The sequence below is a fragment of the Rhodovulum sp. BSW8 genome, from assembly GCF_003314725.1.
Classification (GTDB): Bacteria; Pseudomonadota; Alphaproteobacteria; order Rhodobacterales; family Rhodobacteraceae; genus Rhodovulum; species Rhodovulum visakhapatnamense.
Genome location: NZ_QNVX01000048.1, coordinates 28018 through 44439 on the forward strand (window position 1 = coordinate 28018; position 16422 = coordinate 44439).

The following is a 16422-nucleotide window of genomic DNA, read 5'->3' on the forward strand; positions in this document are numbered from 1 at the left end:
CCGCAGGGCAGGTTGCCCATCGGAAAGGGTTCGATTAAGCCACGGCAAACGGAACGGAAGGGAATGACGGGGGAATGTACCGAGTCTGGAATTTCGTGACGGCCTATTCGCTGTTGCTGATCGGAGGCGCCGTCACGGCACTGGTCTGGGTCAATCTGCACCCGAATTCGTATCATGATTTCGTCGAATACGTTCTGATCGACGATTTTTTCATCGGTCATGCGCATGAGGTCGAGGGCCATGTCACCCGGACCCTGACCGTGCATTATCTGGTCAACGACCTGCTGATGGCCTTTTTCTTCGCCATCGCCGCCAAGGAGGTCTGGGAGGCGATCATCCTCCGGAACGGCTCGTTGCGGGGGCGGAAAGCCGCAACGCCGCTTTTCGCGACGCTGGGCGGAATGCTTGGCCCGATCGCGGTCTATCTGGGGCTGGCGGCGATCCTCGGCTCGACCACCTTCGATGCGGTGCATCGCGGCTGGGCGATCCCGACGGCGACCGATATCGCCTTTTCCTATCTGGTCGGCCGGATCGTCTTCGGGGCCGGGCATCCGGCGGTGCGGTTCCTGCTGCTGCTGGCGATCGCCGACGATGCGGCCGGGCTGATCATCCTTGCGGTCTTCTATCCGTCGGGCGACCTGCAGCCCTTGTGGCTTCTGCTGTCGGGCGGGGCGGCGCTGGCGGTGTTCGTACTGTTCAACTGGCTGCCGCGGCGGCTGGACCGGGGCCGGCAGATGCGGCCGGTCTCGAGCTGGGTGCGGCGTTATCTGAACGTCTGGCCCTATGCGCTGGCCGGGGCGGCAAGCTGGTTCGGCTTTCAGGAGGCAGGCCTGCACCCGGCGCTGGGGCTGTTGCCGGTGGTGCCCGCGATCCCGCATGCGGATCGCGCCTTCGGCATCTTCTCCGAGGCCGAGCAGTACCTGACCGACCTGCTGAACCATATCGAGCACAATCTGAAGGTGCCGGTCGAGATCGTCCTGTTCTTTTTCGGGCTCTGCAATGCGGGGGTCGAGTTCTCGTCGATCGGGGTGCCGACCTGGCTGGTCTTCCTCGGGTTGCTGATCGGCAAGCCGGTGGGGGTGCTGGTCTTCGGCTGGATTGCCGCGCGGGGGCTGCGGCTGGGCCTGCCGCAGGGCATGCGCACCGCCGATCTGCTGGTGGTCGGCTGCGTCGCGGCCATCGGCTTTACGGTGTCGCTGTTCATCGCGTCGGTCGCCTTCAACTCGGGCATCACGCTCGACGGCATCGACGTGCAGGAAGCCGCCAAGATGGGCGCCCTCTTCAGTTTCGCCGCCGCCCTGATGGCCATCGGCGCGGGCAAGCTGATGCGTGTGCAGAAGCGCGACTGACCGCTTCGGCAGCCGGGATCGTCCCCGGCTGCCGGAAATATTCTGGCCCTGATCGTCCTTTACGCTTCGATCTGGAAACAATTCTGGACCGTCGCCCCCTTTGGGCGCGCGGCCTATCGGGGCATGCTGGAGTTCATCGAGGTCAGCAAAGGCCACTGGACCGGCAAGCAGCGCAAGGTGATCCTTGAGCGCGTCTCGTTCCGCATCGAGCTGGGCCATTCGCTGGGCGTGCTGGCTCCGAACGGCACCGGCAAGACCACGCTGATCAACATGATGGCGGGGATCGAGAAGCCCGACGAGGGGCGGATCAAGCGCGATTGCCGGATCTCGTTTCCGCTGGGCTTCATGGGCGGCGTGGTCAACCGCCACAGCGGCACCGAGAACGCCCGTTATATCGCCCGGCTGTCCGGGCTCGACCCCGACTATGTCGAGGCGTTCTCGCGCCGGCTGTGCGGGATCGGCGAATATTACGACATGCCGGTCGGCACCTATAGCCAGGGCATGCGGGCGCGGTTCCCCTATTCGCTGATGCTGGCGCTCGACTTCGATATCGACCTGATCGACGAGGGCATGCCCGCGACCACCGATGTCGAGTTCAACCGCCGCGCCGGGGCGATCCTGCGCGAGCGGCTGGAAACCGCCACGGTCGTGAGTGTCTCGCACCAACCTCGGACGCTTGAGAAGTTCTGCCGCTCGGCCGCGGTGCTGAGGGATGGCCAGTTGCATCTGTTCGATAGCCTGAAAGAGGCAAGATCCCTTTGTGACCACCAAAGCCAAGGCTAGGACGTTCAACACCCGGACCGCCGAGGCCGTGCTGGCCGCGGAAGCACGCGCCCGCGCCGCCCGGAGCGAACGGGCATCGGCGGGATCTGCCGCCCCGGCTCTGGAGGCCCCTGTCCCCGCCCGTGCCCCTGCCCCCGTCCCCGCCCCTTCCCCCGTCCCTGCCTTCGCCGACAGAATCCCGCTTGGGGAGATCGAGCAGATCCGCCGCGAAGGGCTGTCCGGCAGGGAATTGCGCATGGCCCGCCGCATCGCGCAAAAGCAGGGCCTGTCGATCACCTCGGATTTCGACGCCATCCGGCAGCGTCGCAGCCGCGGGATCGACCGGTTCAGCCGCAACTCCGTGCTGAATTTCGGCGAGGCCCGGCCCATCGCGCCCGGGGCGCCCGGGGCCAACGACCCTGCCGCTCGGGCGGGTGCCACGCCCGGCCCCGCCATGGCCCCCGGCGCGCAGGCCGCCCCTGCCGCTCCTGCCCCGGCACCGGGTCCTGCCGCGCTGACTTCGCCCGCCGCCGAACGCGCCCGCGCGGTCAGCGACATCCAGCGCGACATCGCCCACCGGCGCCGCCGGGCGTTGACCATGCTGACGGCGCGGCTGTCGGTTTTCGTGGTCCTGCCCACCGCGCTGGCGGGCTATTACGTCTTCGCGGTGGCGACGCCGATGGAGGCCACGCCGCCGGAATTCGTGATCCAGCAGGCCAACTCGCCCAGCGGCGGCGGGCCGGGCAGCCTGTTCCAGGGCGGCAGCCTCGCGATGCAGCAGGATTCGATCGCAGTCCAAAGCGATCTGCAATCGCGCGATGCGATGCTGCGCCTCGACGAGGATCAGGGGATTCGCGCGCATTTCAGCCAATCCTCGATCGACCCGATCCAGCACCTGCGCGGCAGCAGCGGGATCGAGGACACCTACAAGGTCTACCGCCACGCCGCCGAGATCGGGTACGACCCGACCGAGGGCATCCTCAACAAGGAGGTTCTGGCCGCCGACCCGCAGGTCTCGGCCGCATTCTCGAAGGCGCTGATTTCCTATGCCGAGGACCGGATCGACGGCCTGACCCAGCGCCTGCGCGAGAATCAGATGGCAAGCGCCCGGCAAAGCCAGGATACGGCCGAAGCGCGCGTGGCCGAGGCTCAGAACCGGGTGCTGCCACTACAGGAAAAGCTGGGCGTGATCGACCCTGCCGGCGAAACCGCCGCGCTGATGGGCCAGATCAATACCTTCGAGATCGAACTCCGGCACAAGCGGCTGGAATTGCAGCAGCTTCTGGACAATGCCACGCCCAATGCCGCGCGCGTCTCGGGCGTCGAGGGCGACATCCGCTGACTGGATGCCATGGTGCGCGAGCTGCGCGCGGTGCTGACCGAGGGCAGTTCCAGCGGCGGCTCGCTGGCCCGGGTCTCGGCCGAGCTGCGGATCGCCGAGGCCGATCCGGGCAACCGCCAGCTGTTGCTGCAGCAGACGCTGGAACAGCTTGAAACCGCCCGGATCGAGGCCAACCGTCAGGTCCGCTACCTGTCGCTCGGGGTCAGTCCGGTCGCGCGCGACAAGGCGGCCTATCCGCGCGCCGTCGAAAATACCGCGCTTGCCCTTTTGATCTTCGGCGGCATTTACCTCATGATCTCGCTGACCCTGTCCATCCTTCGCGAACAAGTATCAGCCTGACATGAAACATATCGAGATCGGCGGCCTGCCCGTCGGAAATACCCGCCCGCTGACAGTGATCGCGGGTCCCTGCCAGCTGGAAAGCCTGGACCACGCCCTGATGATCGGCCGTGCCATGAAGGACGCCTGCGCGGCGGCCGGTGCGGGCTATATCTTCAAGGCCAGCTTCGACAAGGCCAACCGCACCTCGCTGTCGGGACGCCGCGGCGTCGGCATCGACAAGGGGCTCGAGATCCTGGCCGAACTGCGCCGCCAGCTGGAGGTGCCGGTGCTGACCGATGTCCATGCCGCCGAGCAATGCGCGCCTGCGGCCGAATCGGTCGACGTGCTGCAAATCCCCGCCTTTCTCTGCCGCCAGACCGACCTTCTGCTGGCTGCGGGCGAAACCGGGGCCGCGGTCAACGTCAAGAAGGGCCAGTTCCTGGCGCCCTGGGACATGGCCAATGCGGTGGCCAAGATCGAATCGACCGGCAACCGGCGGATCCTGCTGACCGAGCGCGGCGTGTCCTTCGGCTACAACACGCTGGTTGCCGACATGCGCAGCCTGCCGATCATGGCGCGGCTGGGTTATCCGGTGGTGATGGACGCGACTCATTCGGTGCAGCAGCCGGGCGGCCAGGGCGGGTCGAGCGGCGGCCAGCGCGAATTCGCCCCGGTGATGGCGCGCGCGGCGGTGGCCGTGGGCGTTGCCGCGGTCTTCATCGAGACCCACGAGGCGCCCGACCGCGCGCCTTCGGACGGTCCCAACATGATTCCGCTGGCCGAGATGCCCGGCCTGGTGGAGACGCTGATGGGCTTCGACCGACTGGCCAAGGCGCATCCTCTATCGGTCTGAGATCGTGGCGGCCCGGGCGCATTTTTTCGCCAGATTGGGCTTGAAGCCCGTCCGGGCATCCCGTATCTACGCCTCCACCGTTGGGGCGTAGCCAAGTGGTAAGGCACCGGTTTTTGGTACCGCGCACCGTAGGTTCGAATCCTACCGCCCCAGCCATATCATGTTTTTCGCGGATCCGGTCTGATCGGCCGCATTTTCGCTTGCGGCGGTGGCCGTTGCTTCTGCCAACGAATCGAAGGCTTGCGGGACCGCGGCGGCCCCTTGCCCGTCCAACCGGGTGCCGGCCGATCACGCGAGGTTCCGTGGCTGCCGCGTCTCGCGGACCGACGGGCATTTAAGCGGGACCGCCGGACTGCGATGCCCTGGATCGTCGAACCGGCCGGACGAAGACCCCGGCTCTTCCGGCACAATGAGCAGGTCGATCTGGCCGGATGCACGCTCCGGCGCCCAGGGCCATGCATCCCGGATCTCCAAGGGGATCGATGTCGGACACCGGCAGGGCGCGGGTCTCGAGGCCGTTTCCCGCAACACGGCCGGGACACGCGACCGACCCACAGCACCCGGGCGCGGGAATGATCGCAGCGCATCCTGGAAATTTAAGGGTGCTTCAATATGTCGCCTCTATGCATCCAGCAGAGACAGACGCGGAGGCGAAGATGTGGTTCAATCGGCGTTCAAGGTCCAGTAAGCCGACGTCCGTTAACAAAGCTGACGCAATCGTTCAGATTGTCGAACGGACCCAGGCCGTGATCCACTTCACCCCCGAGGGGGTGATCTTGGAAGCAAATGACATGTTCTTGCGTGCTCTTGGCTACACCGCCGCAGAGGTGATCGGCCAACACCACAGTATGTTTGTCCAGAAAAAGTACCGCCAGACACAGGCGTACCAGGATTTCTGGAACCGTCTGCGCGCCGGAGAATTCTTCACGGACGAGTTTCCGAGGATTACCAAGGATGACGAGGTGATCTGGATTGCCGCGACCTATGCCCCGGTCTTTGACGAAGCGGGGACGGTCGTTCAGATCACGAAAATCGCCACTGAAATCACACGGCAACGCGAGGCCATCCGCGCGATCTCGAAGGGACTCCAGGCGCTGAGCAATGGCGATCTGACATATCGCGTCGAGTTGTCTGCCCAGGACCGCATGAAGGAAGTGGCCGACAGCTTTAACGCGGCCTCGGAAAACATGGCCAATTTGATCCGGCAAGTCAAAGGCGTGGCCAACACCATCGACGGAATGTCCCAGAAAGTGTCCGGAAATGCCGACGAGCTGTCTCGCCGCACCGAAACGCAGGCGGCCACTTTGGAACAGACCGCTGCGGCGGTGGACCAACTGAACCACACCGCCCGGAAAGCGGCGGATTATGCGTCCGAAGTCGGCCGCGAAGCGCAGGACACCCGGAAAGCGGCCGGAGACAGCAGCAAGGTCGTCGAAGATGTGACCGCAGCGATGCAGAGGATTGAGGACTCCTCGAAGTCGATTTCCCAGATCGTGTCTGTGATCGACGACATCGCGTTTCAGACGAACCTCTTGGCATTGAATGCCGGGGTCGAGGCCGCCCGTGCGGGGGAGGCCGGACGCGGTTTTGCGGTGGTTGCGTCCGAAGTGCGGCAACTGGCGCAACGATCGGCAGATTCCGCAAAGGAAATCAAATCCCTGATCGTTCAAAGCAGCGAGTATGTGCGCGACGGAGCGACTCTGGTGAGCAAGGCCAGCGGGGATCTTGGCGGAATTTTCCGCAGCGTCGACCGGATCAGCGAACGTATCAGGGAGGTGGTAAGCGGTCTTCAGGAGCAGACGATAACGCTCACGGAGATCAACACGGCGATTTCGCATCTTGATACGGTGACGCAACAAAATGCGGCCATGGTCAGCGAAACGGCCGGCGTGACAATGGAACTATCGAAGAACAGCACATCCCTGTCGGATGGCATCTCGATCTTCACGGTTGCACCTGCGGGCGCCACTTTGCACTGAATTGCCCTGGCACAGGCGTTCCGTCCCGGACGACCGCAAAGCCCCCCGGAGCTCTGCGCTCGTCATGGCAAGATCGATCCTGCGCGAGGTTCGGGGCAGAGGGCGCGCATAACGATCTCTCCTGGCCAAGAGGCGAGGACGACGCCCGGTGTCACATCCCGTGTGATTGTAGACCCCCGCTTCCTGAGGAGTTCGGGCCGTTGACGTCGCCAGTCCTTGAGGGCGTCGGCGGGTGTTCTGGCCTTCAGGGCTGGTCGCATTGACGACTTGCGTCAAAGTTAGGGAGCAAAGCGTCTACAAATCTAGGGGCACCTCATACCGCCCGAAAGGGCAGAAGGGTGTGCCGCTGCCGGACATGCCGCCGTCACACCCCGAGTTCCTTGCCGCCTATGCCAAAGCCGCTGGCCTGTCGGAACCGCCGCTGCCGTCAGCTCGTACCGGCTCAATTGCCGCCGGGATCGCTGCCTTCCCGCACCTCCGCATCCGATCTGGCAGGACGCTCGCCGTCTGTTGCTGGGATGATCGCTCAAGGGGCTTCCGTCCAGATCTGGGCGCATCCCTGCGTCGATCCTCGCGGAGTGAAGAGTATCGTTCGATTTTCCTTGACGGCGCCGCCATGTGGCGCGATGAATATCGGACGACATTCTGCGGGAGCTTCAAGCATGGATTTCTGGAACGAAACTTGGAAGGCGGAGGCGGTCGCCAAGGCGGCGGGACTGCCCAAGGAAAAGCTGCAACTCTGGCTCGGCCGCAATCACGTGCTCGGGCAGGGCATGGGCGGCGGCGGCGAAAAGGGGCGGCACCGCAGGTTCGAGTTCCGCAACGTGATGGAGATCGCCATTGCCCGGGCTCTGGTCGATCAAGGGCACCGCCCTGCGGATGCCTTCAAGGCCGCCGCCGTCTTCGCCTATTCGGCCGTGCAGCACCCCGGCACCCCCGGGCTGCCGCTCGACCCCGTTGGGGGCGACACCTTCATGGCGGTGGCCGGTGACAAGGTGACGATCAACTACCTGCCCACCGGTCGCGGGGCGATGGCCGACTTCCTGGCCGACCTGACCGGCCCCGAGGGCAACGAGCGCGATCTGGAAGCCTTCACGATGGTCAACGCCTCGGCCGTGTTTCGTGCCGTCTGCCGCGAACTGAATCTCGATGCCTCCGCGATCCTGCGGGAGGTCAAAAATCAATAGGGAGAACGGATTGATGGCTCGAAAACCCGCCAACTTCACCCAGACCGACGTGACCCGAGTGCTCAAAGCCTACCGCAACGCCGAAATCCCGGTGGATCGGTGCGAGATCGACCCGCGCACGGGCAAGATCGTCGTCTTCACGAACAACGCAGAAGACACCGTTTCGAACCCCTGGGACACCGCCACGGTATGAAGCGCCGGAAGCAATATCCGGGCGCGACGCCCTACCACGACCGCCACGGCAAGCGGCGCTGGCGTTTCCGCAAGGGTGCGTTCTCGGCGGAACTTGGGACGGAGTACGGTTCCGAGGAATTCACCCGCCGATATGAGGCTGCCCTTGAAGGGCACCGCACCCGCGGCCTGATCGGCGCGGGGCGTACCGTTCCCGGATCGGTCTCGGCTCTGGTTGCGTCCTTCTACATGTCGCCCGAATTCCTGAACCTCGCGGACAACACGAAGCGGGTTTACCGAGGGCTGATCGAGCCCTTTCGGCAGGAGTACGGCAAGCAACCCGTCAAGCTCATGCAGCGCCGCCACGTTGCGGCGATCCTCGCCAAAAAGGCCGAGACCCCCGCCGCTGCTAACAATCTGCGCAAGCGCCTGATCCAGCTGCTGGACCATGCCGTGTCGCTGGACTGGCGCACCGACAATCCCGCCCGCGCGCCCAAACCCTATCGGGTCGAAAGCGAAGGCTTCCATAGCTGGGATGAAGCGGAGATCGCCCGCTTCTTCGAAGCGCACAGGCCCGGAACCTTGGCGCATCGGGCAGTCACGCTCATGCTCTATACCGGCGCTGCCCGAGTGGATGCCGTGCAGCTCGGGCCTTGGAACATCAAGGGCGACCGGGTGGAGTACCGTCGCCAGAAGACCAAGCGTTCCGGCGGCATCCTGATCAGCGTTCCCTTGCATGACGATCTGCGGCGCGTCCTTGAGGAATTGGCAGCAGACAGGCCGTTTCTTGCGACCGCGTCGGGCAAGCAACGCTCGGCCGCAGGGCTCGGGAACGCGATGCGGAAATGGTGCGATGAGGCCGGACTGGAGGTCTGCGCCTCACACGGCCTCCGCAAAGCCTGCGCCCGCCGCCTGGCCGAAGCCGGGGCGACGCCCCACGAAATCGCCGCCGTCACCGGCCACAAGACCCTGGCTCTGGTGCAACTCTACACCGAAGCGGCTGGCCGCGAGGGGCTGGCCGATGCCGCGTTCGAAAAACTGATCGCCCGAACGAATGGGGAACAGAACGTGGTGAACCTTCACGAAAGGTTCGCCAAAGGCGACACCAACACATTGGAGGGAAAGGAAAAACCGTGACAAGTGGTGATCCCGGCAGGACTCGAACCTGCAACCTATCCCTTAGGAGGGGATTGCTCTATCCAGTTGAGCCACGGGACCACGCGCGGTCTTTTTCCCCGGAAAACGCCGCAGTTGCAAGACCGCTTCGCCTTGGACATCCGGGCCATTCCCGCTTAACTGGTGCGACCACCCCCCTGAAGGACCCGGCGCCCCGTGACCGCAGACCGTCCCGACAGACCGAGCCGACCGCTGACGCTGCGCGACGTGTCCGAAGCCTCGGGCGTCAGCGAGATGACGGTCAGCCGCGTGCTGCGGCACAGCGGCGATGTCTCGGAAAAGACCCGCGCCAAGGTGCTGGAGGCGGCCAAGCGGCTGGGATATGTGCCGAACCGCATCGCGGGCGGGCTGGCCAGCCAGCGGGTGAACCTCGTCGGCGTGATCATCCCGTCGCTGTCGAACATGGTCTTCCCCGAGGTGCTGGCGGGCATCAACGAGGTGCTCGAGGACACGCCGTTGCAGCCGGTCTTCGGGCTGTCGCGCTACGACCCGCCGCATGAGGAAAAGGTGCTGTTCGAGATGCTGTCCTGGCGGCCTTCGGGGCTGATCGTGACCGGGCTCGAACATTCCGAGGCCAGCCGGGCGATGCTGCGGGCCGCGGGGATTCCGGTGGTCGAGATCCTCGATCTGGACGGCGAGCCCATCGACTCGGTCGTCGGCATCTCGCATCGCCGGGCCGGGGCCGAGATGGCGCGGGCCATCGCAGGGGCAGGCTATCGCCGGATCGGCTTTCTCGGCACCAAGATGCCGATGGACCACCGGGCGCGGAAGCGGTTCGAGGGCTTCACCGGGGCGCTGGCGCGGGCCGGGCTTGAGATCGTCGATCAGGAATTCTATTCGGGCGGATCGGGGCTCGAGAAGGGGCGCGAGATGACCCGGGCGCTGCTGGACCGGCACCCGGACCTCGATTTTCTTTACTTCTCCAACGACATGATCGCGGCGGGCGGGCTGCTTTACTGTCTGGAGCGCGGCTTCGACGTGCCGGGCAAGCTGGGGCTGGCGGGCTTCAACGGTATCGAGCTTCTGAGCGGTCTGCCGCTGCGCCCGGCCACCATGGACATCCAGCGGCGCGAGATCGGCCGCCGCGCGGCGCAGATCATCGCGGATTGCGTCGCGAAGGGCCTGCCCGGCAAGGGCGAGCGCGTGGCGCTGACGCCACGGATCGACCCGGGCCATACCCTTCGCGCCGACCTTGCCAGATGTGGACAAGCCGTCCGCGATCAGGTTTAACCGCGGCCAAATCGCTCCGGCGCCCCAACGAGGCCTCAATGCCAGCCGTTTCCATCGTCATTCCCATGAAGAACGAGGCCGAGAACGTGGCCTTTCTTCTGGGCGAAATCGCCGAGGCCTGTGCGGGTCTCGACAGCCACGAGGTGATCGTCGTCGACGACGGCTCGACCGACACGACGGCGGCCATCGTCGCCGAGCGGATGAAATCCGACCCTGCCTTGCGGCTGCTGCGCCACCCGAATTCGGGCGGGCAGAGCGCAGCCGTGCACAGCGGAGTGCTGGCAGCACGCGCACCGGTGGTCTGCACGCTCGATGGCGACGGCCAGAACCCGCCCGCCGAACTGCCGAAGCTCTGGGCGCCGCTCCTGGCCGACGAGACCGGAAGGCTGGGGCTGGTGGCGGGCCAGCGGGTCGGGCGGCAGGATACCGCCTCGAAGAAATGGGCCTCGCGCGCGGCCAATGCGATCCGGGCGCGGCTGCTGAAGGACGGCACCCGCGACACCGGCTGCGGGCTCAAGGGCTTCCGGCGCGACCTGTTCCTGACGCTGCCCTATTTCGACCACATGCACCGCTATCTGCCCGCGCTCTTCAAGCGGGACGGCTGGGAGATCGCGCTGGTCGATGTCAGCCACCGCGAACGCCATGCCGGACAGTCGAACTACAACAACCTCCAGCGCGCCCTGGTCGGCATTCACGACCTGATCGGCGTGTCCTGGCTGATCCTGCGCCGCAAAAAGGCCCGCGCCACCGAGGAGGTTCCGCATGGCCATTGAGGCCCTCTTCGGCTGGCTGCATGTCGACGGCTGGGCCGAATTCTGGTGGGTCGTCGTCGGGCTGGGCGGACAGCTGATGTTCACCGCCCGCTTCCTGGTGCAGTGGATCGCCTCGGAACGGGCGCGCAATTCGGTGGTGCCGGTGGCCTTCTGGTATTTCTCGATGGCGGGCGGCGTGATCCTTCTGGCCTATGCGATCTACCGCAAGGACCCGGTCTTCATCCTGGGGCAGGTCACCGGCGTCTTCATCTACACCCGTAACCTCTGGCTCATTCATGCGCACCGGCGCCGCAGCGCCTGACCGCCACGGCTGGCTGATCCCGGCCGCGACAGCCGTCCTCGCGGTGACGGCGATCCGGGTCTGGTTGCTCTGGCTGAACCGGATGGACCTCTTCGTCGACGAAGCCCAGTACTGGCTCTGGGGGCGCGAGCTGGCCTTCGGCTACTACTCCAAGCCGCCAATGATCGGCTGGGTGATCCGGGCGGTGACAGAGATGGCCGGCAATGACGCGCCGTTCTGGGTGCGGCTGCCCGCGCCGCTGTTCCATGCCGCGACGGCGCTGATCCTCGGCCGGATCGCGGCCGGGCTCTGGGGCCGGCAGGCGGCGATCTGGGTGGCGCTGGGCTTCATCACCCTGCCGATGGTCGCGGCAGGCTCGATCCTGATCTCGACCGACACCATCATGTTCCCGTTTCTGGCGCTGGCGCTCGGGTTCTGGCTGCGGATGCTGGCGCGGCCCGGACCGGGATGGGCGCTGGCGGCGGGCGTGGCGCTGGGGCTGGCCTTCCTGTCGAAATACGCCGCGATCTACTACCCGCTTTGCGCCGCGCTGGCCGCCCTCCTGATCCCGCCCGCCCGGCCGAGGCTGCGCGACGCCGGCCTGGCGCTTTTGGCCTTCGCGGTGACGATCTCTCCCAATGTGATCTGGAACCTGCAGAACGGCATGACCACGCTCGAGCACACGCTCGACAACGCCAACTGGGTGCGCGACCCCTCGGCCCGGGCCGGGTTCAATATCGCCGGGCTTGCCGAGTTTCTGGGCAGCCAGTTCGCCGTCTTCGGCCCGGTGCTGTTCGCGGCGCTGATCTGGGGCGCGCTGCGCTGGTCCGACCGCGACGCGCCGACCCGGCTGATGCTGGTCTTCGCGCTGCCGGTCGTGGCCATCGTCTCGGTCGAGGCGCTGTTGTCCGGGGCCTATGCCAACTGGGCGGCGGCGGCCTATCTGGCGGGGACACTGGCGGTGCTGCCGCGGCTGGGCCGGGGGCTGAGGATCGCGTCCTTCGCGATCAACGGCACGGTGGCAATGGCGCTGCCGGTGCTGGGGGTCTACGCGCCTTCGGCCAGCTTCGGCGGGCCTCCGGTCCTGGAACGCTATCTGGGGCGGGTGGATCTCAGCGACAGGATCCTCGACATCGCCGAGGCCGAGGGGCAGCGGGTGATCGTCGCCGACAATCGCGATCTCCTGGCCGATCTCTTCTATACCGGGCGCGACCGCGACGTGTCGATCCATGCGCCGCCGCCCGAGGGCCGTGCCTCGAACCATTACGCCCTGCGTCACGCCCTGCCGCGCGGCCTGTCCGGCACGGTGCTGTATGTCGCGGCCGGAACGCCCCCGGCCTGCGCGGCCGGGACCGACCCGCTGACTGAGCTGACCCCCGAGACCGGCGCCTATCGCGGCAAGCAGTTCGTGCTGTTCAAGCTTCCGGCCAGTTGCTGGAACGGCTGAGCGCCCGAGGCGCTTCGGCCTGACCATCTCCCATCTCTCGGCCCGCCTGGTCGGGCTGACCTCCTGGGCATGGCGATCCGGAAGCGGGCCGAAAGCTCGATCGGCCGCGATCACACCGGCATCCATGATCGGGTGCTCCTGCCGCGCTGCCCAGTCCTGGGCCTCGCGCTTGGCGGCAAAAGCCCTGCACCGCCGCTCGCCGCGACACGCGACCTGCGCGCGTCAGCCCTTCATGCCCGTCCTTTCCACGCGCGACACGAACGGCAGGCAGCAGATACGACACGGCAGGTCCGCGCTGCTTTGGCTGTTGGCCTTGGCGCCGGATTTTTGTATGCGAATGGTGATCCGCCCCGGGCCCGGCCTATTGCCGGGTGGTGGCTTTCAGCGCCAGTTCTCCGGACCACCGACACCCCAGACTGCCGCGCCCCCTGCCGGAGCGTCGGCGGCCCGCCACCGGAATGACCATGAACGCACTCTACGCCTATCGCGACCAGTGGATCGGAAACGTCCGCGGTGACATCCTGGCCGGACTGGTCGTGGCGCTCGCCCTGATCCCCGAGGCCATCGCGTTCTCGATCATCGCTGGCGTCGATCCAAAGGTCGGGCTTTACGCCTCTTTCTCGATTGCGGTGATCGTGGCCATCACCGGCGGGCGGCCCGGCATGATCTCGGCAGCGACGGCGGCAACGGCCGTTCTGATGGTGACCCTGGTCAAGGAGCACGGGCTGCAATACCTGCTGGCGGCCACCGTGCTGGCGGGGCTGATCCAGATCGGAGCGGGGCTGGCCAAGCTTGGCCAGTTGATGCGGTTCGTCTCGCGCTCGGTCATCACCGGCTTCGTCAACGCACTGGCGATCCTGATCTTCCTCGCGCAGGTGCCCGAACTGATCGGCGTGACCTGGGTGACCTATGTCATGGTCGCGGCGGGGCTTGCGATCATCTACCTCTTTCCGCTGCTGACGACCTCGGTGCCCTCGCCCCTGATCACGATCATCGTTCTGACGGCGGTGACGATGGCCTTCGGGGTCGATGTCCGTACCGTGTCGGACATGGGGGAGTTGCCCGACACGCTTCCGGTCTTCCTGATCCCCGACATCCCGCTGGCGCTTGAGACGCTGAAGATCATCCTGCCCTATTCGATCGGGGTGGCCGCGGTGGGATTGCTGGAAAGCCTGATGACGCAGACCATCGTGGACGATCTGACCGACACCCCCAGCGACCGGAACCAGGAATGCATCGGTCAGGGGATCGCCAATACCTGCACCGGGTTCATCGGCGGCATGGCGGGCTGCGCCATGATCGGCCAGTCGATGATCAACGTGAAATCGGGCGGACGCGGGCGGCTGTCGACCTTTACCGCGGGGACGATGCTTCTGTTCCTGATCGTCGTGCTGGGCGACCTGGTCGGACAGATCCCGATGCCGGCGCTGGTCGCGATCATGATCATGGTGTCCATCGGCACGTTCTCATGGTCCTCGATCCGGACCTTGCGCGACCATCCGCGGTCGTCCTCCATCGTGATGCTGGCGACGGTGTTCTTCGTGGTCTACACCCATAACCTCGCCATCGGCGTTCTGGTCGGCGTGCTGCTGTCGGGCATCTTCTTTTCGGCCAAGATCGCCCAGCTTTTCCGGGTCACGTCCGAGATTTCGCCCGACGGGCGCGCGCGCACCTATGTGGTCGAGGGCCAGCTTTTCTTCGCCTCGACCGAGGAGTTCATGCGTGCCTTCGACTTCAAGGAGGCCCTGGAGCGCGTCACCATCGATGTCAGCCGAGCCCATATCTGGGACGTCTCGTCCGTTGCGGCACTGGACATGGCCGTGCTCAAGTTCCGCCGCGAGGGCGCCGAGGTCGAGATCAGGGGCATGAATGCGGCATCCGAAACCATCGTCGACAAGCTGGCCGTGCATGACAAGCCCGGCGCGATGGACGATCTCTTGGGTCACTGACGGGGGTATGGGACGATGACAGGGATGCTGATGGCGCTGGTCGACGGATCGGCCTATTCCGAAAGCGTGTGCCGCCATGCGGCCTGGATCGCAAAGCGCTCGGGCGCGCAGGTCAAGCTTTACCACGTGCTCGACCCGCGCCGGGCCCAGGGGCGGCGCGATCTGTCGGGCTCGATCCGGCTGGGCGCGCGATCGCAGTTGATGGAACAGCTCAGCGATCTGGATGAACAGCACGCCAAGCTTTCGCAGGCCCAGGGCCGCGCGATCCTGGAGGATGCCAAGGCCTTGATCGAGGGGGAAGGCGTCACCGATGTCATCACCCGGTTGCGCCACGACGACATCGTGAACACGGTCGAACAGAAGGAAGCCGCGGCCGACATGATCGTGATCGGCAAGCGGGGCGAGGCCGCCGGGCTGGAAAGCCCCCATCTCGGCTCCAACTTCGAGCGGATCGTGCGCGCCAGTCACAAGCCGGTCTTCGTCTCGAACCGCAGCTTCGCGCCGATCGAACGCGTGCTGATCGCCTATGACGGGGGTGTCTCCTCGATGAAGGCGGTCGACCATGTTGCCCGCAACCCGGTCTTTGCCGGGCTGAAGGTGATCGTGGCGACTGCGGGCCAAGACACGGCCGACCTGCGCCGCGCTCTGGAAAAGGCGCGTGTCACGCTGAACGCGGGCGGGCATGAAGCCGAGGTGAAACTTCTGAAAGGCGCCCCGGACAAGGCACTGGCCGATCTGGTCGAAACGGACGGGATCGATCTTCTGGTGATGGGCGCCTACGGGCATTCGCGCATACGAACCCTGGTCATCGGCTCGACCACCACCGGGATGATCCGTTCCTGCAAGGTTCCGGTCGTGCTCATGCGCTAGACTGCGGCTGTTTCTGGCAGGAGGTCCCGAGGGGCTCTTGCCCGGCTTGAGGTGTTGCCTGTGTCCATGAAGGCCGACAGCGCGGACGCGGCCTTGATCGCGCGTGATTTCGCCCCGCGCCTGATGCCCGCGTCGTCGCGGTGCAGAAGCCCTGCGGCGCCGCCTCGCCGTCGAAAAGCTGGGTGTAGAGCATCGGCACCGCGGTATCGGTCGTCTTCCGGACCCGGTGGCCCATCGGCACCAGCAAGCGCGCCGCCTTCGAGCTGCTGCACTGGACCGGATTTCGGATTGGCGATGCGGTGATGATCGGCCCGGGCCATGTGGATCGCGCCGGGGTCCTGATCTACACCCAAAGCAAGGTGAAACAGCCCGCCTTCGTGCCCTGGACCGCCAGACTGCCCGCCTATGCCGAAGGCTATGCCGGGGATCGCGAGGCGATGCACGACGCGCTGGCCGCGCTCGGTTCACGCCACATGACGTTCCTCGCGACGGCTGCGGGCGCCCCGAGATCCGAAAAGGGCCTCGGCAACATGATCCGCGCCGCAGCGGCGGAAGCTGGCATCGAGAAAAGCGCCCACGGGCTTCGCAAGACCCGCGGCGTTGCCCTCGCCGAGGCGGGCGCGACGACCCACCAGATCGCGGCCTGGACCGGGCATTGACCTGTCCCCCGGTCGTCCCTCGTTCATAACGAGAGTCCTTGGGGTTGATAGTGGTCGGTTTCGGGTTGGGCAAG

At 65.9% G+C, this 16422-nt stretch carries 17 protein-coding genes and 2 tRNA genes; 17 read left to right on the plus strand and 2 right to left on the minus strand.

Going from position 1 to position 16422, the window contains the following annotated elements; translation table 11 throughout:
• Positions 1 to 74 precede the first annotated feature (74 nt).
• From DSD19_RS16905 to DSD19_RS16950, 10 genes are all read left to right on the plus strand, one after another.
• A complete protein-coding gene (locus tag DSD19_RS16905) occupies positions 75 to 1349 on the plus strand; it encodes a Na+/H+ antiporter NhaA (RefSeq protein WP_113670453.1) in 1275 nt (424 codons plus the stop codon).
• 123 nt (positions 1350 to 1472) lie between these two features.
• Positions 1473 to 2132 carry an ABC transporter ATP-binding protein gene (locus DSD19_RS16910; RefSeq protein WP_113670454.1) on the plus strand — a complete coding sequence of 220 codons (660 nt, stop codon included), beginning with the start codon at positions 1473 to 1475 and terminating at the stop codon, positions 2130 to 2132.
• Positions 2133 to 2367: 235 nt separating this feature from the next.
• Positions 2368 to 3453: a capsule biosynthesis protein gene (locus DSD19_RS16915; protein WP_113670455.1), complete on the plus strand. Its 1086-nt coding sequence runs from the start codon at positions 2368 to 2370 to the stop codon at positions 3451 to 3453.
• Between the two features lie 12 nt (positions 3454 to 3465).
• Complete coding sequence (locus tag DSD19_RS16920) at positions 3466 to 3792, plus strand: hypothetical protein (RefSeq protein ID WP_133260459.1); 327 nt, start codon at positions 3466 to 3468, stop codon at positions 3790 to 3792.
• Position 3793: 1 nt separating this feature from the next.
• Complete coding sequence (gene kdsA / locus DSD19_RS16925) at positions 3794 to 4627, plus strand: 3-deoxy-8-phosphooctulonate synthase (protein WP_075786836.1); 834 nt, start codon at positions 3794 to 3796, stop codon at positions 4625 to 4627.
• An 81-nt stretch (positions 4628 to 4708) separates the two neighbouring features.
• Positions 4709 to 4783 (plus strand) — tRNA-Gln (locus DSD19_RS16930).
• A 500-nt stretch (positions 4784 to 5283) separates the two neighbouring features.
• Positions 5284 to 6606 (plus strand): methyl-accepting chemotaxis protein, encoded by a 1323-nt coding sequence (locus DSD19_RS16935; protein WP_075786837.1) that lies wholly within the window; start codon positions 5284 to 5286, stop codon positions 6604 to 6606.
• A 662-nt stretch (positions 6607 to 7268) separates the two neighbouring features.
• On the plus strand, positions 7269 to 7793 hold the full coding sequence (locus DSD19_RS16940; RefSeq protein WP_113670457.1) for a hypothetical protein: 525 nt from the start codon (positions 7269 to 7271) through the stop codon (positions 7791 to 7793).
• Positions 7794 to 7806: 13 nt separating this feature from the next.
• Positions 7807 to 7986 (plus strand): hypothetical protein, encoded by a 180-nt coding sequence (locus DSD19_RS16945; RefSeq protein WP_113670458.1) that lies wholly within the window; start codon positions 7807 to 7809, stop codon positions 7984 to 7986.
• Entirely contained in the window at positions 7983 to 9101 is a 1119-nt protein-coding gene (locus DSD19_RS16950) for a tyrosine-type recombinase/integrase (RefSeq protein ID WP_113670459.1), read from the plus strand. Before DSD19_RS16945 ends, DSD19_RS16950 begins: the two co-directional genes overlap by 4 nt.
• 4 nt (positions 9102 to 9105) lie before the next feature.
• Here DSD19_RS16950 and DSD19_RS16955 read toward each other — a convergent pair.
• Positions 9106 to 9182 (minus strand) — tRNA-Arg (locus DSD19_RS16955).
• A gap of 114 nt (positions 9183 to 9296) precedes the next feature.
• Between DSD19_RS16955 and DSD19_RS16960 the strand changes: the two genes are divergently transcribed.
• The 6 genes from DSD19_RS16960 (at position 9297) to DSD19_RS16985 (ending at position 15689) form a co-directional block, all read left to right on the plus strand.
• Positions 9297 to 10370, plus strand: coding sequence for a LacI family DNA-binding transcriptional regulator (locus DSD19_RS16960; RefSeq protein WP_243628082.1), 1074 nt, complete (start codon positions 9297 to 9299; stop codon positions 10368 to 10370).
• Between the two features lie 38 nt (positions 10371 to 10408).
• Positions 10409 to 11143 (plus strand): glycosyltransferase family 2 protein, encoded by a 735-nt coding sequence (locus tag DSD19_RS16965; protein WP_075787361.1) that lies wholly within the window; start codon positions 10409 to 10411, stop codon positions 11141 to 11143.
• Positions 11133 to 11444, plus strand: coding sequence for a lipid-A-disaccharide synthase N-terminal domain-containing protein (locus tag DSD19_RS16970; RefSeq protein WP_113670464.1), 312 nt, complete (start codon positions 11133 to 11135; stop codon positions 11442 to 11444). Before DSD19_RS16965 ends, DSD19_RS16970 begins: the two co-directional genes overlap by 11 nt.
• Complete coding sequence (locus DSD19_RS16975; RefSeq protein ID WP_165828164.1) at positions 11419 to 12870, plus strand: glycosyltransferase family 39 protein; 1452 nt, start codon at positions 11419 to 11421, stop codon at positions 12868 to 12870. The genes DSD19_RS16970 and DSD19_RS16975 overlap by 26 nt, the downstream gene beginning before the upstream one ends.
• A gap of 464 nt (positions 12871 to 13334) precedes the next feature.
• Complete coding sequence (locus tag DSD19_RS16980) at positions 13335 to 14819, plus strand: SulP family inorganic anion transporter (RefSeq protein ID WP_113670465.1); 1485 nt, start codon at positions 13335 to 13337, stop codon at positions 14817 to 14819.
• Between the two features lie 15 nt (positions 14820 to 14834).
• Complete coding sequence (locus tag DSD19_RS16985; protein ID WP_075787357.1) at positions 14835 to 15689, plus strand: universal stress protein; 855 nt, start codon at positions 14835 to 14837, stop codon at positions 15687 to 15689.
• On the opposite strand, the gene DSD19_RS22445 is transcribed toward DSD19_RS16985, so the two are convergent.
• Positions 15679 to 15924: a terminase large subunit domain-containing protein gene (locus DSD19_RS22445; protein ID WP_243628083.1), complete on the minus strand. Its 246-nt coding sequence runs from the start codon at positions 15922 to 15924 to the stop codon at positions 15679 to 15681. The genes DSD19_RS16985 and DSD19_RS22445 overlap by 11 nt on opposite strands.
• Here DSD19_RS22445 and DSD19_RS16995 point away from each other — a divergent pair.
• Positions 15923 to 16348 carry a tyrosine-type recombinase/integrase gene (locus DSD19_RS16995; RefSeq protein WP_371412624.1) on the plus strand — a complete coding sequence of 142 codons (426 nt, stop codon included), beginning with the start codon at positions 15923 to 15925 and terminating at the stop codon, positions 16346 to 16348. The genes DSD19_RS22445 and DSD19_RS16995 overlap by 2 nt on opposite strands.
• Positions 16349 to 16422: the final 74 nt, after the last annotated feature.

What these genes read in the sequence shown, in the direction of transcription:
- DSD19_RS16905 (WP_113670453.1), top strand. Translation starts at nt 75, where the DNA reads ATGTACCGAGTCTGGAATTTCGTGACGGCCTATTCGCTGTTGCTGATC.
- DSD19_RS16910 (WP_113670454.1), top strand. Translation starts at nt 1,473, where the DNA reads ATGCTGGAGTTCATCGAGGTCAGCAAAGGCCACTGGACCGGCAAGCAG.
- DSD19_RS16915 (WP_113670455.1), top strand. Translation starts at nt 2,368, where the DNA reads ATGGCCCGCCGCATCGCGCAAAAGCAGGGCCTGTCGATCACCTCGGAT.
- kdsA (WP_075786836.1), top strand. Translation starts at nt 3,794, where the DNA reads ATGAAACATATCGAGATCGGCGGCCTGCCCGTCGGAAATACCCGCCCG.
- DSD19_RS16935 (WP_075786837.1), top strand. Translation starts at nt 5,284, where the DNA reads ATGTGGTTCAATCGGCGTTCAAGGTCCAGTAAGCCGACGTCCGTTAAC.
- DSD19_RS16940 (WP_113670457.1), top strand. Translation starts at nt 7,269, where the DNA reads ATGGATTTCTGGAACGAAACTTGGAAGGCGGAGGCGGTCGCCAAGGCG.
- DSD19_RS16945 (WP_113670458.1), top strand. Translation starts at nt 7,807, where the DNA reads ATGGCTCGAAAACCCGCCAACTTCACCCAGACCGACGTGACCCGAGTG.
- DSD19_RS16950 (WP_113670459.1), top strand. Translation starts at nt 7,983, where the DNA reads ATGAAGCGCCGGAAGCAATATCCGGGCGCGACGCCCTACCACGACCGC.
- DSD19_RS16965 (WP_075787361.1), top strand. Translation starts at nt 10,409, where the DNA reads ATGCCAGCCGTTTCCATCGTCATTCCCATGAAGAACGAGGCCGAGAAC.
- DSD19_RS16970 (WP_113670464.1), top strand. Translation starts at nt 11,133, where the DNA reads ATGGCCATTGAGGCCCTCTTCGGCTGGCTGCATGTCGACGGCTGGGCC.
- DSD19_RS16975 (WP_165828164.1), top strand. Translation starts at nt 11,419, where the DNA reads ATGCGCACCGGCGCCGCAGCGCCTGACCGCCACGGCTGGCTGATCCCG.
- DSD19_RS16980 (WP_113670465.1), top strand. Translation starts at nt 13,335, where the DNA reads ATGAACGCACTCTACGCCTATCGCGACCAGTGGATCGGAAACGTCCGC.
- DSD19_RS16985 (WP_075787357.1), top strand. Translation starts at nt 14,835, where the DNA reads ATGACAGGGATGCTGATGGCGCTGGTCGACGGATCGGCCTATTCCGAA.
- DSD19_RS22445 (WP_243628083.1), bottom strand. Translation starts at nt 15,924, where the DNA reads ATGGGCCACCGGGTCCGGAAGACGACCGATACCGCGGTGCCGATGCTC.